Below are 24123 nucleotides of genomic sequence, written 5' to 3'. Positions count from 1 at the left end.
AGGTCTTATCTAAACAGGAGGTTCATCATGCAGCTGCCTAAAGCACTACCTGATGAGTCTCTCTTTAGCCGTATATGCCGTTATTTGGCTATTTGTGAATGTACCCTTGAACAAGCTCTGCAACAACTTGTAGGTGATGGGAGAGCTTCCATTCATCCTTACTTAACATCAAACATTCGAACCACTGCTCAGTTCACAGAAGAATCACCAGAAGTGCTTTTATCACGTCAAACTCTCCGCCCTCTATTTGCTTATTATTTACCACAATATTGTACTGTTATTGAGGACGTCACTGCTGGTTCAAATGACATCATAAGAGCGAGCCAACTCTCTACATTTCGTGATAAAGAACGTTTATCTGTAAAGCACTGCCCTTTATGCGCTAAAGATGATGTATACAATTTTGGTGTTGCTTATTGGCACCTTACTCATCAGGTTCCAGGTGTCGAGGCGTGCCCAAAACATGGCACTTGGTTAGTTCACAATGAGCTCTCAGATCGTAGCCATGCTAATGGTCATTTACTTCCTGATACCGGAATACAACCTATTAGTTGTAATGAGCTAGCGAGTGCGTTCTCACTGTTTGTATTCAACAAAGTAAAAAGTATTCAGCGTGAGAAACGAAGCGGTGAGGTTTGGTCTGATACTTACCTTCGACAGCTGCATACCAATGGTGGTTTAACACAAAGTGGTCGAGTCAAAAGGAAAAAGATAGCCAAAGAGTTATTTGAATTATCAGAAGAGTTGTTCCCCACTGATTTCGATCTCTCCCCCAAGTTTTCAGAAGACTATCGTTTTGTTTCATCTCTGCTTTCTGCGCAGTACCCTCAACATCCATTTAAGCATCTATTGTTCGAGTTCTATTTATCTCGCTGTCAGTCCGAAGATGAATCTGAAGCTAGTATCTTGAACGTTCAGGAAGTTCAAACAAACAAAGAGGAACAATGTTGTGATTTGTTGAAGTCTGGATTATCAATGGCAGCAGTAAGTCGAGAGATTAATAAAAGTAGGTGTTATGTGAAAAGCATCGCTTTGAAGAACAACATTCCGGTTAACTTGAAACCTAAGATAATCACCCCAAGCCTTAAAGCTGCTGTAGTTAAGTTGGCTAAAAAAGGTTTTCATCGTGATGTATTGGCTAAACGTCATGGTATTTCAACAGGTAGTATAGAGCTGATTATCTCTACGACAGCAGGGCTAGTTGAATGTCGAAAAAGGTTTAAGGCTGAATCTTTACGGCGTAGATATCGTTGTCAAATATTGCGATTTATTGCTGCAAATCCGAATGCTTTCCGACAAGAAGTTAAACGCGCTCTTGAAGCTGCATTTTATTGGTTGTATACCCATGAGCGCGACTGGCTTGAAAGTGTACTTCCTGCTGCTATTCAAACTCAACATGTAGACCGAGTAGATTGGCATCTGCGAGATGAGGAACTTGTTGGAGAGGTTCGCGAGTTGATAATTTCTTCAAATTCTAAATTGTCCCGTACCGAATTGGATAGATGCTTAGGTGGGCACGGTTGGTTGACCTCCAAGCTTACAAAGCTGCCTCAGACTAGTGCTTTCCTTCGAGAGGAAGGCTTAATTCCATTGAATAAGTAGTTCGGTGATTCTGAATGGAAGTCTTGCATGAAGGTCAGTATTGTATTGTGCTATACATTATTGAGAACCATGCCTGAATGAGAGTTAGATCATGACTAAAAATAAATTGTCAGAAAGCAAATCGCTCGAGCCAAATGAAACTTTTAAGGTCATGGTGATAGACTACTGTGCATCGGGTGAAGGCAGACATGTATTCATCAAAACAGGCACGGAAGAATCACTCAGAGAGAACGTTGATGAATGGCTTTATCAAGGAGCAGATGTATGCACTATAGAGTTCTGGTTAGAGCTTGATCAAAACCCAGACAGTAGTAATTATCAGAGCTCTAATATAGTTACACTTAAAACCTTTGCTCCGGTTTTGTGGGGGGCAATGAAAGAGGGGGTGGCAATGACTGCCGATATTGAATATCACTGGAATGAGAGTTAATGGTCATCTGACTAGAGATAATTTGATGGTATATCACTTAATGATGTAACTTGGCATTCCTCTTATCTGAGATAAGCCCCACTAGTGTTACCTTTCCCCAAGAATTATTGCTAAATACTTCTCTTCTTAATTGAACTAAGAAATCTTTTAACTCTCAAATCATCCATGTGACTTAATGCAATGTAATCTAACGCATATTTGATACCATCCATTCATTTGTCGAATGTGAGTCGGTGCTATGTTTATTAGTGAGCTTTGTATAGAAAATTTTAGATGTTTCGGGCAAGGGCAAGATAAGTTGGTTATGCCTTTACAGCTGGGGCTTAATACTTTGGTTGGTGAAAATGATGCAGGTAAAACCGCAATTATTGACGCCATTCGTATGCTTTTAGGTACTAGGGATCAGGAAAGTTTTAGGCCTAGTATCGATGACTTCCATTACTCTGAGTCAAAAGAGCAAGCTAAAAGTCTCTCTATTAGTGTTACTTTTTTAGGTCTAACACTTTCTGAACAGGTTAGCTTTGCTGAATACCTTACTTATCAGCCTGAGGACATAGAGCACCCTGTCGTATTGAAGGTTACCTTACAATCAGTGTTACGAAACGATAAAGTTCGTACGACTATATTCTCTGGCCTTCCGACTAGCTCCAATGGTCTTAAAGAAATTGATATAGATACAAGGGATAAGCTGCGCTCAACTTATCTTCGACCATTGAGAGATGCAGAAAAAGAAATGGATGCGGGAAAGAGTTCGCGAATTTCTAAGATATTAAGAAGGCAAGCGGCGATTGATGAAGGAAAGTCGATACTAGACTTTTCAGCGGTGTCAGAAGATAAGTTTGGTGAAGTAATAGAAACGCTAGGTGTTGTCGGCATTGCACGATTAGTCAACCAGCTACTAGAAGGTCATCCCGCTGTAAATTCGACCACAAATGATTTAAACGTTAACTTTCTCAGACCTCTTCAAATGCTGGGAGATAATCTTCAAGCAAATCTGGGTATTGGTCCCAATGCTGATGATGAAATGATGAAGAAGCAGATGCTTGAGAAAATAGGCATAGCTTTAGATAACGTTGGTGGTAAGCGTGGACTTGGCTCGAATAACTTATTATATATAGCATGTGAAATGCTATTACTTTCTGATTCTAAAGATGAAATTGCGTTATTGATTATCGAAGAGCCGGAGGCGCATTTACACCCTCAAAGACAATTGAAGTTGATTCAATATCTACAAGATAAAGTGAACAAGCATAAGCAAGATCACGAGGTTCATCTACAAGTTTTATTGTCAACCCACAGTCCGACTCTAGCTTCTAAACTACCTATAAAGTGCATGACAATGGTACATAAAGGTAAGGTGTTACCTCTTAGCATGGCTGGTAGTACAGACAGTGACTATACATTTCTTGAACGCTTTATAGATGCGACAAAGTCGAATTTATTTTTCTGCAGGGGCCTGATGATTGTAGAGGGAGATGCAGAAAACCTGTTACTACCTTCAGCTGCGAAAATACTAGGCCTCGACTTTACAGAAAACGGTGTATCAATAGTGAACGTAGGTCACACTGGCCTCAGTCGCTACGCTAATGTTTTTTCGGGTACGATCGAGTATCCAAACCCTGGAATTAAAGTGGCGTGTTTACACGATTTAGATTTAATTCCTTATACAGCAGCACGGGAACTTGACCTGAAGTCGGTAAAAGGAAAACTTGATCTCTCTGCATTGTGGGATAGCTCTAAACTTTCTTCAGAGGCTGAGGAACCTGTTGATTTTGAAAGCCTTAATTCATTGTTGCCTAAGAATGTTATTTCTTTCTTCGAACAAGACCCCTTTGACACAAACAAGATGCTCAATGCCAATAGGGACTATCAAGGGGATTTTGTTAAAGGGTTTTACTCTGGTCCTTGGACGTTAGAGTATTCACTTGCATTTCATGGCTTAGGGAAGGAGGTTACGACCGCAGCTTGCCTTGCCAAAGCTGAACCATCTGCACGCTACGACCCATCTCAACATGAACAAATAGTTTCAGTTGCCGAAGATTATTATGAGTACTTGACCAGGACATACAGTGAAAGTGAAGTCTTGGCAGGTAAGGTTTATGAACTCTTTCTATCATCTGTTAACGTTTCAACGCATATTGAAAACGAACATGCTGGTTTAGTTCTTAGCGGTAAAGCATCTAAAGCCGCAGCTGGACAACACCTTGGTCAGTTGCTCGAAATGATGGACCAAAAGTTAGAAAGTGATGGTTACACACAAAGGGATCGAATCGAACATTGGAAGGGTTTACTTCCAATTGCAGTGGTGGAAGCAATTGAACATGTAATCCCATTAGTGTTTTCGGAGACTGAAAGTGAGTAATATTCGAGAGCTTTTGAGCTGCAATCAAGATTTAGGCGCAAATCCATTTACGGATGATGATATCCAGTGGGTTGAAGGTATTCTCGGTCTGAATAATGGGTTTGACGAGCATCAGTTGCGTGTTCTACAAAGGCTTGATGATTTAGATGTAGAGGCATGCCCTGGGAGCGGAAAAACCACAGTATTAGTGGCAAAGTTAGCGTTATTAGCTAGGTACTGGAACTCAAAAACACAAGGTATTTGTGTGTTGTCTATGACTAATGCCGCTAGAGAGGAGATTCAGGAGAGACTTGGGGGGACTGCAGAGGGCCAAAAATTACTAAGTCGCCCACATTTTATTGGGACGATACACAGTTTTTTCAGTGATTTCTTAGCGAAGCCGTATTTGAACTCTAAAGGTATTGCGATTGTTAATATTGATGACGATTTCTGCCGCTCTCAGCGGCTTAGAACACTTCAGAAAGATAATTACAGTGAGGTGGCAGATTATCTTGTAGCTCAGCAGGTTGAGAAGAAGACTCGCATCGTGACAACTAAAAGAGAGCATACTCAGGAGCATAAAAAAGCCGCTGCATGGCTAGCTGAGTATGAAGCGAAACCTCTAGAAGAAAGGAGGTATGGAATTCCTTCAAGTTGGAAAATTACTGATGAGGCATATAGCTTGGTCAGCGTTAACTTTGGCAAGGAATCTGCTCTTGATCTGCCAGAGCCAATGGAGAGCTTGCTAAAAGAGTGTATTAAGGAAGTAGCTCACAAGGGGATATTTTGCTTCAGTGATTTATTTGTATATTCAAAGGCTCTGATGAAGTCTTCGAGGAATGTATTCCAAATTCTTAGGAAACGATTCCCATTGCTGTTTATAGATGAAGCCCAAGATACATCTAGCTCACAAGCTCTTATGCTACATGAATTGTTCTCGTCCTACATTCATGAGCTAGAACCGGTTACTAGACAGCGATTTGGTGATGCCAATCAGACAATTTATACATTTGAGCCACCAATGCCAGCGGATGGAATAGATCCATACCCATCACCTGACATTGGTAGGCTCACGCTTCCAGTGAGTCATCGATTTGATATGAGTGTGTCTGATATAGCATGTAAGTTCGAAACTCACCCTCTTAACCCTAAAATGCAAGGTGTAAGGCAGGATGATAAAGGGGGAAGAGGTCATTGTATCTTAGTATTCAATGAGGACTCTAGAATGGCTGTGATTCCGGCATTCGCAGAACTTGTTGCTAGAGAAATGGAAGAGCTTAACCTTGACCTAGCAAAATTAAGAATTTGTTCTCATATACAGAAGGAAAAAGATACAGCGGTTTCTGAAGGTGACTACGCTAGAACGATTAGAGATTACTTTACCCCTTATATAGCGGACAAGATGACGAAAGATTACCAGCAACATAAAGATCTGATTAGTTATTTGCGTCATGCCCGATATTTGGTTAGAGAGACTAAATGCTTAAGTTCTGGTCTCGAAAAAGTATCGGAAGGCATCTTAAAAGGGTGTTATTTAATAAGTGTAGATGGTGCACAAGCTAAACGGACTCGTTTCGCCAGAATTAAATCAGCTCCTAATAAGTACAGGGCACTCGTTAGAGAGCTTAATGAAGATTGTGCAAACGATTTTTCAAGTAAAGTTATTAGAGCACTTACAGCAAAAACGGGCATACCTGAAGCGGAGTGGGCTGCAATTACCTTAATTGTGACTGATATTATTCAATCGCTATTAGGGATCGAAGAAATTGACTCGTCTTTTGAGTTCCTAAAATGGGAAGGTGAAGATGACACCCCTCAGAGCTGTGATACTGGAGAAGTTGATAGAACCAATATCTATAGACATCAGCTTCTGCCATCGAGGAAAATATTAGATTTCAAATTAGGCACTATCCACTCTGTTAAAGGGCAAACACATACAGCTACATTGTTGTTAGATTGTACAAATAGAGGGCCTATTTTAGGCCAGCTCAAACCATTCTTTCTTGGTTCAAAACTAACATCAGAAGCAACCACTCAGCAAAAAAGCTGGTTAAACACTTTATACGTAGGCTTAACTCGACCGACACATTTGATTTGTGTTGCGATTCCCGAATCGCATAAAGGGATAAGAGGGAGTACGCTTTCTTGGGGGGAAGATGATTTTAATATACTAAAGGGTAATGGGTGGAAAGTTGCAAGAGTGCGAGAAGATTCATCTTTGGAATACATCTGAGCGTTTGGTTTTGGAGATAACTATCAAAAAATACCCCGGAAGCCCGGGGTATTAGAGTTAACGCTAAAGGAAGCCTTTTATTGCTAGCTTCATAGTTTCTGCGACACCAGTGGCTAATGCCTTGGCGGGCGATTTTTTAATTTCATCAATTAAGTTATCCCTCACCTCACTTTGAGTTAGATCTTCTAAACGTTTATGACCGATAGTTGTTAGCCAAAGCATTTTACAATTAAGGTCAATGTCGTAAGCATCTCCAAACTCATCAAACAAAATACCGATATCTTCCATTGTCTTAAAGAGGGTCAAGTCATGGTCGACAATCAATTCTTCCTCAACTAGAAGTTGGATGTGAAACATAAATTTTGAATCCAACCGGCATTCGTGTTTTTCATTGTTTACATAAACCTGAATGCCTCGGGCAATAAGGTCGAAAACGGTTAAGTAAGGTTTGTCGTTTTCTTCGAAAGCTACAAATAGCTTCAATAGGTAGTTTTTATCAATGTGCATATTAATTTTTTATTTGCACAGATTTAATAGTGATTTTTTGGTGCCGCTGTCAAACAGATCGGCAAAAAAATGAAAAAAAATTTTGTAACGATCACTGAGAATTTTTATTGAAGACTGCTAACTTGCAAAAAATTGTAGGGGATTTTTTTAGTGCTGCCTAGAGGTGTAAGCGTGACGTTTTGTAGTGACTGTGACATAAGTGTCTCATTTATCTATTCCCATATCTCGTTAGCTCCCTATCTACAAGGTACTGTTAACTAAGAGCCTTTTAATGTTCTTAGTCCATAAAATGGAAATATATATAGCGCAGTGTGACATTATGAGTTTGTTAGAAGATATATTGAAGAAAACAGGACCGTGTTTAAGCTCGGATTTGGTACAGGAATTGGTCGAAAACCACCACTTGTCTCATGATGCCGCTCGGAAAAGAGTTTCACGGGCAGGGAAGGATATTTATCGCCTTGAAGGCTTGCCTTTGCCTAGGAATATTAAGTTTGTTTACTTAAGAAAAGATTACCGTTCTCCTTTTTTCTGGGCCGCATTGTATAAGGCATTTAAAGATACAAATTCTGCCTACTGGCATGCTATTGCTGCGCTTGAGGAGCGTGGTGGAGTAATGCTTTATGAGCATTTTCTTATTTCATGTGGAGCGCCATTAAGACAGAAAAAACATACCCCACCAGAAAAAATTTTAGAGCGTTTAGAGATGCATGAGATTTTATCAGTGAGAGATATTGATGGCTTTGGGCGATGTGTCCTTCTTACTCAGTACGAACAAGAGCTTTCATTTATCCTTCCAGAGATCAGAGCGCGGCTAGTAGCAGAGAAAATCTTGATGAGTGCTATTTCTCAGTGGGCTAAAAACCTTGGTTTGGTGAGTTACCATCTGTTTAGAGATCGAGATGCTGAAGACCTACCCTCAGTGAGTACTACGCTATGGGATATGGCGGGGCCATCATATATATACCCATTAGTTAATATTGGGCAGGACGAAGCTTCCAAGATTAAGCCTGGCTTTTTTGCCTGTGATATTTTGTTAAACAAGAAAATTAGTGAGGATGGAATACAGCCTTTTCTTCGAAAATGTAGAACGCTACGTGGATTGCCTAATGTTGGGCGATGTATACAAATGTTTGTTGCTAATGAATACCACAAAGAAGCGTTCAAGCAGGCAAAAGAAGCTGGCGTATTACCTGCGACTATAGAAACACTTTTTGGGCATGACGTTGCTAAGGGGTTAACAACCCTACTTCGAACATTGGAGAGTGCAGCTCATGCTGTAAGCATAGAGCCGGAAAGGTTTAATGAGTTGTTTGACCAACTAGGAAAGATAGAGGGAGCTGTTGGTAATCTAAGAGGAGTATTATTTGAGTATTTTTCAGCTAGTGTAGTTGAGAAAGCCTATCGTACTTATGGTGTTCGGCTCAATGAGTTATGTAAGACTCTTGATGGAAGCAGTGCTGAATCAGACATTATTGCCGAATTGAATACAGGGCAAATATTATTTATTGAATGCAAAGGTCATCAACCAAACGGGACTGTTTCGCATGATGAAGTGAAGCGATGGCTTCAGGTGAGGGTACCAACACTCAGAAAGTACGCTTTGGAGCATCCTGAGTGGAAGAAGAAGGAGCTTTGCTTTGCTTTGTGGACTTCTGGCGGTTTTTCGGAGGATTCCATTGAGTTACTGTCACAAGCAAAGGGAAATATTAATAAATACAAGTTAGATTACTGTGATGGAGAAGAAGTCCTCAAGATTGTTAGAAGTTGTCACGACAAAGAAATGCTTAAGACTTATTTCAAGTGCTTTCTTGATTACCCGTTGAAGAAGTTAGAAAAAGATTGGTTGGTAGCCTTTGATAGTAAGCTCATCGAAGGTTAAGTGCTTATAGTTATTCATATTCAACTTTATGGTTATCTAAGCTTTATTTTGGTGATGCCCTCGTAGCTTTGAGCTGGTAGACGTAAAGGCTGTATTGGTAAGTAAGATGCTTTGTGATTCAATGGTTATAAAACCTATGCCAGAAGAATGTGTGTTGAGCTATATTCTGCGTATAAATATGGTACTGGGACCAGGCAGGATGCCTAATGTATTCAATGAAAAAGGAAAATGGTCTGAGTACTTAATGCTGCCTGAACGGTATCAAGGTATTTTTATAAATAATTTTGACTCTCAAGTGTTTAATTTACTTTTGGATTCAGGGTTCATTGAGTATCAAGCAGATATACTTAAAAGTCCTACGTCGTACACGATATTTATGGGTGCTTTTTTGAAAGGCCAAAAAGTAAAAAGAAGCTCCTCACCTCAAGTTAAATATTGTTCAAAGTGTATTGTAGATTCCATTAAGAAAAACGGATTCGCATACTTTAAAGCAGATTGGGCATCTTGGATGTCAGGTGATAATTGTAGGATCCACAAGGAAGCTTTTCATGTTATTAAAGCTGGTAACAGAAAAGATACTATTAAAGCTGTTGAACTCGTTATGATAGGAAAGCGTTCTAAGTTTTGTAAAAGTTTGAGAGATCTACCTTACTATCGAGAGGTTTCTGATGATTTATATTACTCAAAAGCCTCTATGTTAAATGAACCTCATTTAGCTCCATGCCTCGTAAACAAACTAAAGATGTGGCTACTATATGAGAACCATATCTTCCCTGATAGCATCGTGGAGGCACTTGGAAGTGCTAGTCACGACTCCTTGGTTAGGAGTATGGAGAGTCATATCTTCAGAGATTATATGTTTAAGAAAGCGTATTACGCTCTTCATGACTCCAGCTATTTAAAGTTTCATGAATTTTGGCAACGTTGCTCAAAGCTTCACACGTTTTATTGTGGGGTTATTGAAAAGCAAGGTCTTAATGAAACAGTCTTCAAAGCACAAGGTGCTAACTGTTCGAAATGTCACGGTGTTGATTGTTCCGCAAATATACTAATCATAAAGCCTCGACAACATTTATTTTCTAGTTTTCAAGGTTATAGGTGTTGTGGGGAGCGGATGCTCTGATGTTAAATCTAAAAATTACGGGCAAACTTTATTGTCTAAACATACTCTTACGGGCAATCTTTATTGGTGCTACACAAAGCGTTTCGCTTATCCATTAGTTCAGATTACATAAAAATGGCGAGTCATATGACTCGCCATTTTTGTATCTAACATCTAATTGAGAAAACTTGACTATATCGACAGCTTTTTGTGCTCAATCGAGTCTTTTAGCTCATTTATTCATTTACTCATTTACTCAGTCACGCAGGTTTGTTTTTTGAAAACTTGATCTGTTGAATCACCAAACCAGCAATAATTAGCAGTAAACCAAACAGTGTCGCAGGGTGAATCTCTTCACCAATAATGGTCGAAAGTAGCATCAACGAGATAAACGGTGAGGCAAAAATTAGGTTGCTGATACGTGCCGTATTGTTGGTTAGTTTGAGTGCTGAGAGCCACAACACAAAGGTAATACCCATCTCGAACAGGCCAACGTAAGTCACGGCCATCCAACCTTTCGCCGTGATTTGGCTAAAACTCTCGCCTTCATAAAGGGTTAAACCAATCGCGAATGGCAATGCCACTAAGAACCCAAGCAGTACGCCAACCACAGGGTCAGCTTTGTTTTTGGTATTGAGAATCCAGTAGCCCGCCCAAAGCAAGGTTGAAAGCAGCGCCAGTGCCACACCGAGTGGACTATCGAATTGCATTCCCAGAACATCGCCTTTGGTGGCAATAACTACCACACCTGCATAACTGAAGGTACAAGCAATCCAATCTTGTTTACGAATCTTTTGCCCCAGAAAAACCGCCGCCATTAAGGTTAGCGTGATCGCCCAACTGTAGTTGATGGCTTGCGCTTGAGATGCAGGCAGCAGGTCGTATGCTTTGAATAGAATCAGGTAATAGGCCAGTGGGTTGACCAAGCCGAGTAGTAGGTAATACCAAGGGTTTGAAAGAAACGTGGTACTCAGCTGAGAAAGCTTGCCTTGAAACGCGCAAACCGCGATCAGTGCAATCGACGACACAATGCTGGCGATGGTCAGCATTTGAATTGGTGAAAACTCAGCAAGGGTCAGCTTAAAAGCAGTAGCGACTGTTGACCACAGCAATACCGCAGCAAGGCCAAAGCCCAAGGCACGACGTTCGTTCATAGCAACTCATTCTAATTTGATGGGGCAGAATACGGAGCGCTTAGTCTATCTGTCGAATTTTAATACGGCAAACTGGACATTTATCCAGTATCAAAATACCATTTAATGAGTTATCTCCAATTAGGCTAAATCATTATCATGCAATGGATTATCGAACATCAGGCAACGCTTATTGCTGCAATTTCTGGCGCGCTCGTCAGCGGCGGTGTGGTGGGCTGGTGGGTTAAACAGAAGTTCTCTTTTCAGCAGCGATTGCTCGAGCAGCAGCTAGAGTCCGATCGTTTGTTGCATGAATCTCAGCAAGCTCAGCTCAAATCCTCACTCGCAGAGGCGCAACAAGAACTCAATGAGTTAGATGATGATCGAGACAAAGCGGCATTTGAACTTAAGCAGGCGCATGGGAAGGTGATGGCTGCGATGGAGAAGCTGCGCTATTTTGAAGCCGTGAAGCAAGAGCGTCAGCAGTATGCCGATGATATCAATGTTCTTAAGGAGCATAAGTCTGAGTTGGAGGCTGAGCTTCGCGAGCAAGAAGCTAGGCACGACCAAGAAAATCTCGCCAACAGTGAAAAACTGCAATTGTTAGAGCAAGCAGAATCTCGACTTAAGCAGCAGTTTGAACTGTTAGCGAATCAACTGTTTGAGAGCAAAACCGCTAAGGTCGATCAGCAGAATAAGCAAAGCCTAGAAGGTTTGTTGTCTCCGCTGAGAGAACAGCTGGAAGGCTTCAAGAAACAAGTGAACGATAGTTTCAGCCAAGAGGCCAAAGAGCGTCATACCTTAGTTCATGAGCTTAAAAATCTACAACGTCTCAATGAGAGCATGACGCGTGAAGCGGTGAACCTGACTCAAGCGTTAAAAGGCGATAACAAACAGCAAGGTAATTGGGGCGAAGTGGTATTGGCTCGCGTGCTTGCTGAATCAGGGCTGCGCGAAGGCCACGAATACCAAACGCAAGTGAACCTGCAAAACGATGCGGGCAAGCGTTATCAACCGGATGTGATTGTTCATCTACCACAAGATAAGCAAGTGGTGGTCGATTCGAAAATGGCGTTGGTAGCATTTGAACGCTACTTTAATGCCGAAACCGATCAGCAACGTGACGCTGCGCTGCGTGATCACTTGGTGTCGCTGCGAGCGCATATCAAAGGGTTAAGCCAGAAAGATTATCATCAGCTTAAAGGCATTCAGAGCTTGGATTATGTGTTGATGTTTATTCCGGTAGAGCCTGCGTTTCAGGTGGCGATTCAAGCCGACCCTAGCTTAGTCAAAGATGCGATGGAGCAAAACATTATTTTGGTCAGTCCTACGACCCTGCTGGTGGCCCTGCGTACCATTGATAACCTTTGGCGTAATGACAGACAGAACCAGAACGCGCAAGTTATCGCTGAACGCGCGAGCAAGCTTTACGACAAATTACGCCTGTTCGTTGATGATATGGAAAGTCTTGGTAGCTCATTAGATAGAGCCAACCAAAGCTACCAAGGTGCCATGAATAAGCTAGTGACTGGGCGTGGCAATGTGATTCGTCAAGCTGAAAGCTTCAAACACCTTGGTGTTGAAGTGAAAAAATCGATCTCGATTGGGATAGCTGAAATGGCTCAAAATGAGGCTTTTTCAGAAAATGCCTCCTTAGTAGAAAGACAACCCGCTGAGGATAAAGTAAACTAATCGGCCGCAGCGCCTCTAAATAGAGAGTGTACTGTCGATGAGAACTTACCATGGTAGATAACAGCATTATGGACACAAGCGTGCAGACAAATTCAGCAGTAGAGTCAGAAACCACACACTTTGGTTTCGAAACAGTCGCAAAAGACCAGAAAGTCGCGAAAGTAGCAGAGGTATTTCACTCTGTAGCCGCTAAATACGACATCATGAATGACTTAATGTCGGGTGGTGTTCACCGCTTGTGGAAGCGATTCACGATTGATTGCAGTGGCGTTCGCCCTGGTCAACGTATCCTAGACCTAGGTGGTGGTACTGGTGACCTTACTGCGAAATTCTCACGCATCGTTGGTGAAAAAGGCCACGTGGTTCTTGCTGATATCAACAACTCAATGCTGAATGTTGGCCGCGATAAACTGCGTGATAGCGGTATTGTTGGCAATGTACATTACGTTCAAGCGAATGCTGAAGAACTGCCGTTCCCAGACAACTACTTCGATTGCATTACCATCAGCTTTTGTCTGCGTAACGTAACCGACAAAGACCAAGCACTGCGTTCAATGTACCGCGTACTTAAGCCGGGTGGTCGTCTGTTGGTCCTTGAGTTTTCTAAGCCAGTACTTGAGCCTTTATCAAAGGTTTACGATGCCTACTCTTTCCACCTATTGCCAAAAATGGGTGAACTGATTGCTAACGATGCAGACAGCTATCGTTACCTTGCAGAATCTATCCGCATGCACCCGAACCAAGAAACCTTGGAAGGTATGATGCAAGAAGCGGGTTTTGAAAATACGAAATACTTCAACCTAACGGGCGGCATTGTAGCGCTGCACCGCGGTTACAAGTTCTAGTCGAACTTGGTAGCAGGCTCGTAGAGCACGCTAAAAATAAGAATAAAGACAGAACGGATAGGTTAACGCTTATCCGTTTTCAAAGGTAAGGACAGTCATGCCATTTGATCCATTGGTCACCGCGGTTATTGAAACCTCTTTAAATACTTTCGTGAACGATGATCCAGCTTTGGTTCGTCGTTTGTCTCGTTTAAAGGGGCAGATCATTCAAGTTAATTTGAAAGAGCTGAATAAAACTCTCACTTTCGTTTTTAGCCAACAAATCGATGTGTTGTCTGAATACGAAGGGCAACCTGATTGCTACCTATCTTTGAATCTATCGGTACTTCCAGAACTGCGTGAGCAATCGAACATCACCAAACTGATCAAGCAAGATAAGCTGATCTTAGAGGGTGATATTCAACTGGCTCAGAAATTTGCTCAGCTAATGACAGACTGCAAGCCTGACTTGGAAGAGTGGCTATCGCGCGTGACGGGTGATGTGGTTGCTCATACCTTGGTACAAGGCGTTAAGAATGTCGGTGGCCTTGTGGCTAAGCAAGCGACTAAGCATCAAAACCATCTCGCTCAGGTATTAACTGAAGAGTGGAAGATTGCACCAGCACCCTTAGAAGTGGCACATTTTTGCGATCAGGTTGATGACGTGAAAAGCTCAGCTGCACGCCTTGAAGCTAAATTGAACGCTCTGTTGGAGAAAGCATGACCCCAACAGAACTGAAACGTCTTTATCATATTATCAAGGTACAGTTGGAATACGGCCTTGATGAATTGATGCCTGAGCACCAGTTGACCAAAGCCCCTTTGTTGGCCCGAAAGTCACTGTTTTGGCTCAAGAATAAGCATCAAGATAAAGAATTAGGCCACCGCTTGCGCTTAGCATTGCAAGAGTTAGGGCCTGTTTGGATTAAGTTTGGTCAGATGATGTCAACGCGTCGCGACCTATTTCCTCCTCATATCGCGGATCAGCTGGCGCTATTGCAAGACCAAGTGGCGCCGTTTGATGGTCAATTGGCTAAGCGAGATATGGAAAAAGCCCTCGGTGGCAGCCTAGATAACTGGTTTACCGACTTTGATATCGAGCCACTGGCCTCAGCTTCTATCGCTCAGGTGCATACTGCGAAACTCAAAGAGAACGGCCGTGAGATTGTTCTGAAGGTAATTCGCCCTGATATTCGCCCGGTGATTGATGCAGATCTAAAACTGATGCACCGAATGGCGCGTATAGTCGCTAAGTCGCTTCCTGAAGCACGTCGTTTGAAACCTGTTGAGGTAGTTCACGAGTACGAAAAAACGTTACTGGATGAACTAGACCTGCGCCGTGAGGCGGCCAATGCGATTCAACTTCGACGTAATTTTGAAGGCAGTGAAGAGCTGTATGTTCCAGAGGTTATCCCTGATTTAAGCAGTGAAACCTTGATGGTGTCAGAGCGAATCTATGGTATTCAGGTTTCGGATATAGAGACGCTAAACGCCAACGGCACTAACATGAAATTGCTCGCGGAACGTGGTGTGACGGTATTCTTCACCCAAGTATTCCGAGATAGCTTTTTCCATGCAGACATGCACCCAGGCAACGTATTCGTTAACCCCGAAAATCCAGATAACCCGCAGTGGATTGGCTTGGATTGTGGCATTGTCGGCACGCTTAACAGCGAAGATAAGCGTTATTTAGCCGAAAACCTGCTGGCTTTCTTTAATCGAGATTACCGAAAAGTCGCCGAGCTTCACGTGGATTCGGGGTGGGTTCCACATGACACCAACGTCAACGATTTCGAATTCGCGATTCGTATGGTGTGTGAGCCGATTTTTGCAAAACCACTTGGCGAGATCTCATTTGGCCATGTGTTGCTAAACTTATTTAATACAGCAAGACGTTTCAACATGGAGGTTCAACCTCAGTTGGTGCTTCTGCAGAAGACCTTGTTGTATGTGGAAGGCCTAGGCCGCCAGTTGTATCCGCAACTTGATTTGTGGGCAACGGCTAAACCTTTCCTTGAAACCTGGATGATGAATCAGGTGGGGCCGCAAGCTGTGATTAACGCAGTAAAAGAGCGTGCGCCATTCTGGGCAGAAAAACTGCCAGAGCTGCCAGAGCTACTTTATGACAGCTTGCGCCAAGGTAAAGCCATGAACCACAGAATGGATCAGCTTTATCAAGGCTATAGAGATAGTAAGCGTCAGCAAGCAACTGGAAAGTTTTTGTTTGGCGTTGGAGCAACTTTAGTCGTATGCTCCGCAATATTAGTTTCAAGCCCTTATGAGCAGCTATCTATGGGCTGTGGCATCGCAGGTGTCACATTTTGGCTGCTTAGTTGGCGAGCTTACCGTCGTTAGACAGTAGACTCTCTTAATATTTTTTATGTGTAGACAGACCCGAGGACAATGACAATGGGTGGTATCAGTATTTGGCAACTTCTAATCATTGCTGTAATTGTAATTTTACTTTTCGGAACAAAGAAACTGCGCGGTATGGGTGGTGACTTAGGTTCAGCGGTGAAAGGCTTCAAGAAAGCAATGAGCGATGAAGACAAGCCTGCAGATAAGAAAGACGCAGACTTCGAACCAAAGAATATTGAACAGCAGAAGACAGAAGCTAGCGCTGAAACAACTGCTGAAACAAAGAAAGACAAAGAGCAGGCGTAAATCGTGTTTGATATCGGTTTTTGGGAACTGGTATTAATATCTGTCGTTGGGTTAGTGGTTTTAGGACCTGAGCGTTTGCCCGTTGCGATTCGTAGTATTTCCAAGTTTGTTGGACAAGCGAAAAGCATGGCAAACAGTGTGAAAGATGAACTTTCTCACGAGCTTAAGGTGCAAGAGCTGCAAGAAAACCTACGCAAGGCGGAAAAAATGGGTATGGAAGATTTATCTCCAGACCTAAAAGCGTCAGTCGATGAACTCAAGCAGGCCGCTGCTCAAGTTCAACGTCCGTATGCTAAGCCTGAGTCTGATAAGCCAAGTGAGACTGAACCTAGTGTCACGGAAACTGTGGAATCTGAAACCATTCAGGTCAACAGCGAAGCTTCAGCATCGTCAGATAAGAAAGCCGAATAGTCTCGCAAGGAGGAGTCGCCAGATACTTGAGTCGCTAGATGTTTAAGTAGATAGCTATTCAAGTAAATAACTATTCAAGTGGATACCAATTCAACTGGATAGATACACGCGACTCCTTTTCGATCTTCCTGTTTAAGAGGTTTGACATGTCTTCGACTGAGCAGACACAGCCTTTAATTAGCCATCTTCTAGAATTACGTAATCGCCTACTACGTGCGATTGTCGCGGTGCTAGTGATATTTGTCGGGCTAATTTATTTTGCTAATGATATTTATGAATTCGTATCAGCACCTTTGGTAGATCGTCTGCCTGAAGGGGCGACGATGATCGCAACAGATGTTGCATCGCCATTTTTTACACCGCTAAAATTAACCTTAATCGCGTCTATTTTTGTCGCTGTGCCGTTTATTTTGTATCAGGTGTGGGCCTTTGTTGCTCCGGGTTTGTACAAGCATGAAAAACGCTTGATCATGCCGCTATTGGCTTCAAGTTCTTTGCTGTTTTACTGTGGTGTGGCGTTCGCTTACTTCGTAGTATTCCCATTGGTATTTAGTTTCTTCACGGCTATTTCCTTAGGGCAAGTAGAGTTCGCAACAGACATATCAAGTTATCTCGATTTTGTACTCGCGCTGTTCTTTGCTTTTGGTATTGCTTTTGAAGTACCAGTCGCGATTATCTTGTTATGTTGGACGGGGGCGACAACGCCTAAGGCTCTGTCTGAAAAGCGTCCGTACATTGTTGTCGGTGCTTTTATCGTCGGTATGATGCTGACACCTCCCGATATGATCTCGCAGACACTGTTGGCGATTCCAATGTGTATTCTGTTTGAGATTGGTCTGTTCTTCGCGCGTTTCTATGTGCGTAAGCCAGATGCGGATGAAGAGGAAGAAGCTGAGTCTTGATTCTGCTGTAAGAACATAATTGCTAGAGTCCTTCAGCAAAAATCACACAATAAAAAAGCGGCCCGAGGCCGCTTTTTTATTGTGTCTGTTTATCGAATGTCGATTATACCATTGTCATAAATAACGGGTTACGCTCACTTGTTTTAAAGCTCGATCACTGCGTTACTTCTGATGACTTACTGTGATTGGATATTATAAACCAAACAGTAATTTAGCGTTGCTGGTCGTTATACTGTCGACTTCTTCAAGGGTAATCCCGCGCAATTCAGCGATGCGTTTTGCTACCAATTCCGTGTAGGCTGGCTCATTACGTTTACCGCGATTGGGTGTTGGTGCTAAATACGGGCAATCTGTCTCTAGAATGACGTAATTCATATCAAGATGTGGAATCACCTTGTCCATTCCTGAGTTCTTAAAGGTCGATACACCGCCTAAACCTAAGTGAAAGCCTAGCTCGTTGATTGCTTGGGCCTCCTCTAAGCTGCTGCCAAAGCAGTGGAATACGCCACGTAAGCTGCCGTCTTGTTCTTTACGAAGTAGAGTCAGTGTCTCTTCAATGGAATCACGAGTGTGGATCACCACAGGCAGATCGAGCTCTTTTGCCCATTGCAGTTGAGTCACGAAAGCCATCTCTTGTTCAGCCTTGAAGGTTTTATCCCAGTACAAGTCGATACCAATCTCACCCACGGCGATAAAGTCATGTTTATCAAACCAAGCTCTAATCGTTTTGAGGGTTTGCTCGATATTCGCATCCACATAACAAGGGTGTAAGCCCATCATTGAACGGCACACATCAGGAAACTGAGCTTCCGTCGCTAGCATTGGCTCGATAGATTCTAAATCGATGTTCGGCAATAGAATGGTATCAATACCTTGAGCCAGTGCGCGCTGCACCACTTGTTCACGGTCTTCATCGAATTCGCTCGCGTAAATATGAGCATGGGTGTCGATCATTATTTTGTCCTGAAAGCAGTCTTTACTGAGTTGTCATGAGTATACGGCAGTGTGAGGAGAAGGTCATTTTTTGCCATTTATCCCTGTTTTTGAGTGGGTTTTATATTTTACTGCTAGCGTCCTGAGCCATCAGTGATATGCTTTTGCCTGTATTTAGCACTTTTCATATCTAAGCATTTCGGTGCTTAGACTAGGCAAGGAGAATCTAGTGTCTGTTTCAATTCAAGGTCAATTCCCAGGTCGCCGTATGCGCCGTATGCGTAAGCACGACTTTAGCCGTCGCCTAATGGCAGAAAATCAATTGTCTGTGGATGACCTCATCTACCCAATGTTTATCCTGATGGGTAAAGACCGCCGCGAGCCTGTCGAGTCAATGCCGGGTGTTGAACGCTTGTCGATCGATCTGATGCTTGAAGAAGCGGATTACCTGTCAAAATTGGGTGTTCCGGCGATTGCTCTGTTTCCGGTCGTGAACCAAGATGCTAAAAGCTTATGCGCGGCTGAAGCTCATAATTCAGAAGGTTTGGTGCAGCGTGCGGTACGTTCATTAAAAGAGCACGTGCCAAATATGGGTGTGATTACTGATGTTGCACTGGACCCATTCACTACTCACGGCCAGGACGGCATCATCGATGAAGATGGTTACGTGATGAATGATGAAACGACTGAAGTGTTGATTCAGCAGGCGTTATCGCATGCTGAAGCCGGTGCAGATGTGGTTGCTCCGTCGGATATGATGGATGGTCGTATTGGTAAGATCCGTGAAGCATTAGAAGAAGCGGGCTATATTCATACTCAGATTATGGCGTACTCTGCGAAATACGCATCGTGCTATTACGGCCCATTCCGTGATGCAGTCGGTAGTGCTTCGAACCTGAAAGGTGGTAATAAAAAGAACTACCAGATGGATCCTGCGAACAGCGATGAAGCGATTCATGAAGTGGCGATGGATCTTAATGAAGGTGCAGACATGGTGATGGTTAAGCCTGGCATGCCTTACCTTGATATCGTGCGTCGTGTGAAGTATGAACTTCAAGCGCCAACGTATGCTTACCAAGTGTCTGGTGAGTACGCGATGCATAAAGCGGCGATTCAAAACGGTTGGCTGAAAGAGCGCGAAACCGTAATGGAATCACTGTTGTGCTTTAAGCGTGCTGGCGCGGATGGCATCTTGACTTACTTTGCTAAAGATGTGGCAGAGTGGCTTGCTGCAGACAATGCACAAGCAGCCAAGCACTTAAAAGAAAAGTAATGATTTAGCGTTCAATTAGATGAATCAATTAAAGGGTTGGCCATTGTGTCAGCCCTTTTGTTTATGAGGAGAACAAGTATGTCTGTAATCGTGCGTGAAGGTTCACTGGAAGAGGTTGTGTCTGTTGCCGAGCAGATCTCTGAGTTTGCTCGAAAAGAGAGTGTCGCTTCACTGACAGCTCGACTTGAAGGGAAAAAGAGCCTGATCTTAGTGGCTGAAGAGGCGAACGTGTTACTCGGCTTTAAAATTGGTTATGAGCTTAACTCAAATACTTTCTATAGCTGGTTTGGTGGTGTGTCACCGTTTGCAAGAAATAAGGGTGTCGCACAGGCTCAATTAGATGTTCAGGAGCTGTGGGCACAAGAGCGGGGTTATGAGCATCTGAAAGTAAAATCTCGTAACCAGTTTCCTGCGATGCTGTGTTTACTATTGAAAAATGGCTATCGAATAGAAAAACTGGTAGAAAAAGAAGAGATTAATGAAAATCGAATCCATTTCGTGAAGCAATTATCAGCTTAATGATTTGCTTTATTGGGGGGATAAATCATTTTAAATGAATTTAATGAGATTTATTATCATTTAGTTGTTGACTATTAAATGAGAATCATTATTATTAACCCTGTCTTAGGGAATGAGGAAATGTTCACAAGGATGTTAAGTACTCAAGTATCAACTTGGTTACCCAACAGAATTCTCGCGAACTTGTACTAAGTTCTTTTTGACACGACATTGCTCACATTGCTTCCAGTGTAATTTATAGCTTTTAGGTAAAGCTGTGGTATTCAATTTGAATGGCTTTACCAGTTTTTGCTAGGCGACATCTTCGGGTGTCGCTTTTTTTATACCTCCAATTCAACAATATGCATATTTAGTGGCACGTTTTTTTATGAATAAAACACCATCAGCATTCTTTTCCACAATGCAGGATCGTAAAAAGATCGTTGATCATCTGTTCGATCTGTAAAATTGTTCTTTATTTTCAGTGTGTTGTTGGTGTTTTTTGATTTGTTAACCTTACTTCTCAACAGGGTGGATAAATAATATAAACAGAGTTATCCACAGAACGCTTGCGTCTAAGAACAAAAAACAACAACAAATCGATTATAACGAATACAACCGAGTGAACGGATACAGATCGACAACATGGAATCCAACCAACAGACGTGGCATTCTTAACAGATAATTTCTGTACTTATTGGATACACAAACATTATGGCTCGTATTCCTGATAATCCATTGATCCTGATCGATGGCTCTTCTTACCTATATCGCGCGTTCCATGCTTACCCTGGCACCATGAGTAATGGTGATATCCCAACCAACGCTGTTTACGGCGTGGTTAACATGCTACGCAGCATGATGCGTCAATTTGCTTCTGATCGTATTGCGGTAATTTTTGATGCGAAAGGAAAGACGTTCCGTGATGACATGTACCCAGAGTACAAAGCAAACCGTCCACCAATGCCCGATGACCTTCGTTGCCAAATAGAACCATTGCACAATGTGATTCGAGCAATGGGCTTGCCACTTATCTCTATTCCCGGTGTTGAAGCGGATGATGTGATTGGTACGCTTGCTTCTCAAGCTTCTGCGATGGGGATGCCTGTACTTATCAGTACTGGTGATAAAGATATGGCGCAGTTAGTTGATGACAACGTTACTCTGATCAACACCATGACCAACGTGGTAATGGATCGCGAAGGTGTGATTGAGAAGTTTGGTATCCCACCAGAACTGATCATCGATTATTTGGCACTGATGGGCGATAAAGTCGATAACATCCCTGGTGTTCCGGGTGTGGGTGACAAGACAGCGACGGCTTTACTACAAGGCATTGGTAGTATCGAAAAGTTGTATCAGAATCTTGATGATATTGCGGCGCTTGGTTTCCGCGGTTCGAAGACGATGGCTAAGAAGCTGGCTGATAATAAAGCCAATGCTGACATGTCCTACGAGCTTGCAACAATCAAGCTAGATGTTGAGCTTGAAGAGACGCCTGAGTCATTGGTAAAAGCACAACCCAATATCGATGAGTTGATCAAGTTATACGGTCAACTGGTCTTTAAATCTTGGTTGAACGAGCTGCTTGAAGGCGGCAGTGGTGTGGTTGAAGCTGATGAAAAATCGGGATCAGTACGCAGCAGCGCTTCTGCAACAACGTCTACTGTAGAGATGAATACGTCTGCTGTGACGATTGATCGCAGTAACTACGAAACGATTCTAGATGAAGCGTCATTCAATGTTTGGTTAGAAAAGCTTAAAGCAGCTGAATTGTTTGCTTTTGATACTGAGACAGACAGCCTTGATTACATGGTCGCGAATCTAGTCGGTCTATCATTTGCGACGGAAGAGGGCGTTGCCGCTTACGTACCAGTTGCTCATGATTACCTAGATGCACCGCAACAGCTGGATCGTGATTGGGTACTTGAACAACTTAAACCGATTCTTGAAGATGATGCTCAAGCTAAAGTGGGTCAAAACCTGAAGTACGATATGAGTGTGCTAGCGCGCTATGGTATCGAGATGAAAGGCATCAAACACGATACCATGCTGGCTTCTTACGTTTTCAATAGTGTAGGTGGCAAGCACGATATGGACAGTCTAGCGCTACGCTTCCTACAGCATAGCTGCATCTCATTTGAGCAAATCGCAGGTAAAGGTAAGAAACAGCTTACTTTCAACCAGATTGAGCTAGGTGAAGCCTCTCCGTACGCCGCAGAAGATGCTGACGTGACACTACGTCTGCATAACCGCCTGATGGAAAATATTGAGCAAGATGAAAAGCTTAAAACCATCTATGAAGAAATCGAAGTACCGCTGATCCCTGTTATGTCTCGCATTGAACGCACTGGTGTATTCATTGATGACATGTTGCTAGGCGCTCAATCGCAAGAGATTGCGGTTCGTCTGGATGAGCTAGAGCAGAAAGCTTACGAGATTGCAGAGCAAGAGTTCAACATGAAATCGCCAAAACAACTGCAAGCGATCCTGTTTGAGAAAATGGGTCTGCCAGTTATCAAGAAAACGCCATCAGGTGCGCCTTCAACTAACGAGGAAGTGTTGCAAGAGCTGGCGCTTGATTACCCGTTGCCTAAGCTGATCATTGAGTATCGTGGTCTTGCTAAGCTGAAGTCGACTTACACCGATAAACTGCCGAAGATGATCAACGCTGAAACGGGTCGCGTTCATACTTCTTACCACCAAGCGGTAACGGCAACCGGTCGTTTGTCTTCTACTGATCCAAACCTCCAGAACATCCCAATTCGTAATGAAGAAGGTCGTCGTATTCGCCAAGCATTCGTTGCACAACATGGTTGGAAGATTCTAGCAGTCGATTACTCTCAAATTGAATTGCGTATCATGGCGCACCTTTCGGGTGATAAAGCGCTGCTGGAAGCATTCCAACAAGGCAAAGATATCCACGCGGCAACGGCTGCTGAGATTATCGGCGTGGCTATTGATCAAGTTACCACTGAACAGCGTCGTCGTGCTAAAGCCGTTAACTTCGGTCTTATCTACGGCATGAGTGCCTTTGGCTTGGCTAAGCAATTGGGTATTCCTCGTGGCGAAGCACAACACTACATGGATACTTACTTCGAACGTTACCCTGGCGTGATGCAGTATATGGAAGACACACGTAGTGCGGCTTCAGAGCAAGGCTTTGTTGAAACCATTTACGGTCGTCGATTGCATCTTCCTGAAATTCAATCTCGTAATGGCATGCGTCGTAAAGCGGCTGAACGTGCGGCGATCAACGCACCAATGCAAGGGACAGCTGCTGACATTATTAAGAAAGCGATGCTGCTAGTGGATGAATGGATTCAAGCGGAAGGTGATGGTCGTGTGAAACTGCTTATGCAAGTACACGATGAATTGGTCTTCGAAGTGGAAGAGTCAGCTTTAGCCGAAATTGAAAGTAAAGTACAACAATTGATGGAATCCGCTGCAGAGCTTGAAGTACCGCTGGTCGCGGAAGCTGGCCACGGTGACAACTGGGATCAAGCCCACTAATCAGTTTTTGACCTTATTGAGTAAATTAGTATGAGCCAGTGCACAAACACTGGCTTTTTTTTGTCTCGAATAAAGTTGAGCTACAAGAAGAGCTTGGGTGTTTTAATAAAACATTCATGAAAAAAAACTACAAAAACGGTTTTCATTTCTGAGCAATTGTTGTACATTAAATCTTGTAGGGTA

At 42.9% G+C, this 24123-nt stretch carries 19 protein-coding genes; 16 read left to right on the top strand and 3 right to left on the bottom strand.

Features of this window, described 5'->3' with window-relative positions; all coding sequences use genetic code 11:
- Positions 1–27: 27 nt before the first annotated feature.
- The 4 genes from OCV44_RS13920 (at position 28) to OCV44_RS13905 (ending at position 6606) form a co-directional block, all read left to right on the top strand.
- Entirely contained in the window at positions 28–1602 is a 1575-nt protein-coding gene (locus OCV44_RS13920) for a TnsD family Tn7-like transposition protein (RefSeq protein ID WP_139684804.1), read from the top strand.
- A 91-nt stretch (positions 1603–1693) separates the two neighbouring features.
- A complete protein-coding gene (locus OCV44_RS13915; protein WP_139684803.1) occupies positions 1694–2032 on the top strand; it encodes a hypothetical protein in 339 nt (112 codons plus the stop codon).
- A 238-nt stretch (positions 2033–2270) separates the two neighbouring features.
- The gene (locus tag OCV44_RS13910) at positions 2271–4394 is read left to right on the top strand and encodes an ATP-dependent nuclease (RefSeq protein ID WP_139684802.1); all 2124 of its coding nucleotides are present in this window, start codon (positions 2271–2273) and stop codon (positions 4392–4394) included.
- Entirely contained in the window at positions 4387–6606 is a 2220-nt protein-coding gene (locus tag OCV44_RS13905; RefSeq protein WP_139684801.1) for a UvrD-helicase domain-containing protein, read from the top strand. Before OCV44_RS13910 ends, OCV44_RS13905 begins: the two co-directional genes overlap by 8 nt.
- Positions 6607–6669: 63 nt before the next feature.
- Here OCV44_RS13905 and OCV44_RS13900 read toward each other — a convergent pair whose 3' ends face one another.
- Entirely contained in the window at positions 6670–7113 is a 444-nt protein-coding gene (locus tag OCV44_RS13900) for a hypothetical protein (RefSeq protein ID WP_016784096.1), read from the bottom strand.
- A 319-nt stretch (positions 7114–7432) separates the two neighbouring features.
- Between OCV44_RS13900 and OCV44_RS13895 the strand changes: the two genes are divergently transcribed.
- Positions 7433–8995, top strand: coding sequence for a hypothetical protein (locus tag OCV44_RS13895; protein ID WP_241814385.1), 1563 nt, complete (start codon positions 7433–7435; stop codon positions 8993–8995).
- A gap of 136 nt (positions 8996–9131) precedes the next feature.
- Positions 9132–10118: a hypothetical protein gene (locus OCV44_RS13890; RefSeq protein WP_246091744.1), complete on the top strand. Its 987-nt coding sequence runs from the start codon at positions 9132–9134 to the stop codon at positions 10116–10118.
- A 239-nt stretch (positions 10119–10357) separates the two neighbouring features.
- Here OCV44_RS13890 and OCV44_RS13885 read toward each other — a convergent pair whose 3' ends face one another.
- Entirely contained in the window at positions 10358–11251 is an 894-nt protein-coding gene (locus OCV44_RS13885) for a DMT family transporter (RefSeq protein ID WP_139684799.1), read from the bottom strand.
- Positions 11252–11389: 138 nt separating this feature from the next.
- On the opposite strand from OCV44_RS13885, the gene rmuC reads away from it, so the two are divergent.
- The 7 genes from rmuC to tatC all read left to right on the top strand — a co-directional run bounded on the left by rmuC (position 11390) and on the right by tatC (position 17723).
- Entirely contained in the window at positions 11390–12922 is a 1533-nt protein-coding gene (gene rmuC / locus OCV44_RS13880) for a DNA recombination protein RmuC (protein ID WP_139684798.1), read from the top strand.
- Positions 12923–12987: 65 nt separating this feature from the next.
- Positions 12988–13767 (top strand): bifunctional demethylmenaquinone methyltransferase/2-methoxy-6-polyprenyl-1,4-benzoquinol methylase UbiE, encoded by a 780-nt coding sequence (gene ubiE, locus OCV44_RS13875; protein ID WP_029222994.1) that lies wholly within the window; start codon positions 12988–12990, stop codon positions 13765–13767.
- A 97-nt stretch (positions 13768–13864) separates the two neighbouring features.
- A complete protein-coding gene (locus OCV44_RS13870) occupies positions 13865–14470 on the top strand; it encodes a ubiquinone biosynthesis accessory factor UbiJ (protein ID WP_017631979.1) in 606 nt (201 codons plus the stop codon).
- Entirely contained in the window at positions 14467–16101 is a 1635-nt protein-coding gene (gene ubiB, locus OCV44_RS13865) for a ubiquinone biosynthesis regulatory protein kinase UbiB (RefSeq protein WP_139684797.1), read from the top strand. The genes OCV44_RS13870 and ubiB overlap by 4 nt, the downstream gene beginning before the upstream one ends.
- A gap of 54 nt (positions 16102–16155) precedes the next feature.
- Positions 16156–16410, top strand: a complete 255-nt coding sequence (tatA, locus tag OCV44_RS13860) for a Sec-independent protein translocase subunit TatA (RefSeq protein ID WP_009848052.1) — start codon at positions 16156–16158, stop codon at positions 16408–16410.
- 3 nt (positions 16411–16413) lie between these two features.
- Entirely contained in the window at positions 16414–16821 is a 408-nt protein-coding gene (gene tatB, locus OCV44_RS13855) for a Sec-independent protein translocase protein TatB (RefSeq protein ID WP_139684796.1), read from the top strand.
- A 146-nt stretch (positions 16822–16967) separates the two neighbouring features.
- Entirely contained in the window at positions 16968–17723 is a 756-nt protein-coding gene (gene tatC / locus OCV44_RS13850; protein ID WP_009848051.1) for a twin-arginine translocase subunit TatC, read from the top strand.
- Between the two features lie 192 nt (positions 17724–17915).
- Here tatC and OCV44_RS13845 read toward each other — a convergent pair whose 3' ends face one another.
- Positions 17916–18677 carry a TatD family hydrolase gene (locus tag OCV44_RS13845; RefSeq protein WP_139684795.1) on the bottom strand — a complete coding sequence of 254 codons (762 nt, stop codon included), beginning with the start codon at positions 18675–18677 and terminating at the stop codon, positions 17916–17918.
- A 208-nt stretch (positions 18678–18885) separates the two neighbouring features.
- On the opposite strand from OCV44_RS13845, the gene hemB reads away from it, so the two are divergent.
- From hemB to polA, 3 genes are all read left to right on the top strand, one after another.
- Positions 18886–19929: a porphobilinogen synthase gene (gene hemB, locus OCV44_RS13840; protein WP_139684794.1), complete on the top strand. Its 1044-nt coding sequence runs from the start codon at positions 18886–18888 to the stop codon at positions 19927–19929.
- 78 nt (positions 19930–20007) lie between these two features.
- On the top strand, positions 20008–20448 hold the full coding sequence (locus OCV44_RS13835; protein WP_139684793.1) for a GNAT family N-acetyltransferase: 441 nt from the start codon (positions 20008–20010) through the stop codon (positions 20446–20448).
- A 693-nt stretch (positions 20449–21141) separates the two neighbouring features.
- Positions 21142–23940, top strand: coding sequence for a DNA polymerase I (gene polA, locus OCV44_RS13830; RefSeq protein WP_139684792.1), 2799 nt, complete (start codon positions 21142–21144; stop codon positions 23938–23940).
- Positions 23941–24123: the final 183 nt, after the last annotated feature.

The organism is Vibrio tasmaniensis, from assembly GCF_024347635.1.
Classification (GTDB): domain Bacteria; phylum Pseudomonadota; class Gammaproteobacteria; order Enterobacterales; family Vibrionaceae; genus Vibrio; species Vibrio tasmaniensis.
The sequence above is the reverse complement of the archived record's forward strand: the minus strand, read 5'-3'. Positions and strand labels throughout refer to the sequence as shown.

Excerpts from the sequence above, each read along its gene's own strand:
- OCV44_RS13920 (WP_139684804.1), top strand. The coding sequence starts at position 28 with ATGCAGCTGCCTAAAGCACTACCTGATGAGTCTCTCTTTAGCCGTATA.
- OCV44_RS13915 (WP_139684803.1), top strand. The coding sequence starts at position 1,694 with ATGACTAAAAATAAATTGTCAGAAAGCAAATCGCTCGAGCCAAATGAA.
- OCV44_RS13910 (WP_139684802.1), top strand. The coding sequence starts at position 2,271 with ATGTTTATTAGTGAGCTTTGTATAGAAAATTTTAGATGTTTCGGGCAA.
- OCV44_RS13900 (WP_016784096.1), bottom strand. The coding sequence starts at position 7,113 with ATGCACATTGATAAAAACTACCTATTGAAGCTATTTGTAGCTTTCGAA.
- OCV44_RS13895 (WP_241814385.1), top strand. The coding sequence starts at position 7,433 with ATGAGTTTGTTAGAAGATATATTGAAGAAAACAGGACCGTGTTTAAGC.
- OCV44_RS13890 (WP_246091744.1), top strand. The coding sequence starts at position 9,132 with ATGCCAGAAGAATGTGTGTTGAGCTATATTCTGCGTATAAATATGGTA.
- OCV44_RS13885 (WP_139684799.1), bottom strand. The coding sequence starts at position 11,251 with ATGAACGAACGTCGTGCCTTGGGCTTTGGCCTTGCTGCGGTATTGCTG.
- rmuC (WP_139684798.1), top strand. The coding sequence starts at position 11,390 with ATGCAATGGATTATCGAACATCAGGCAACGCTTATTGCTGCAATTTCT.
- OCV44_RS13870 (WP_017631979.1), top strand. The coding sequence starts at position 13,865 with ATGCCATTTGATCCATTGGTCACCGCGGTTATTGAAACCTCTTTAAAT.
- ubiB (WP_139684797.1), top strand. The coding sequence starts at position 14,467 with ATGACCCCAACAGAACTGAAACGTCTTTATCATATTATCAAGGTACAG.
- tatA (WP_009848052.1), top strand. The coding sequence starts at position 16,156 with ATGGGTGGTATCAGTATTTGGCAACTTCTAATCATTGCTGTAATTGTA.
- tatC (WP_009848051.1), top strand. The coding sequence starts at position 16,968 with ATGTCTTCGACTGAGCAGACACAGCCTTTAATTAGCCATCTTCTAGAA.
- OCV44_RS13845 (WP_139684795.1), bottom strand. The coding sequence starts at position 18,677 with ATGATCGACACCCATGCTCATATTTACGCGAGCGAATTCGATGAAGAC.
- OCV44_RS13835 (WP_139684793.1), top strand. The coding sequence starts at position 20,008 with ATGTCTGTAATCGTGCGTGAAGGTTCACTGGAAGAGGTTGTGTCTGTT.
- polA (WP_139684792.1), top strand. The coding sequence starts at position 21,142 with ATGGCTCGTATTCCTGATAATCCATTGATCCTGATCGATGGCTCTTCT.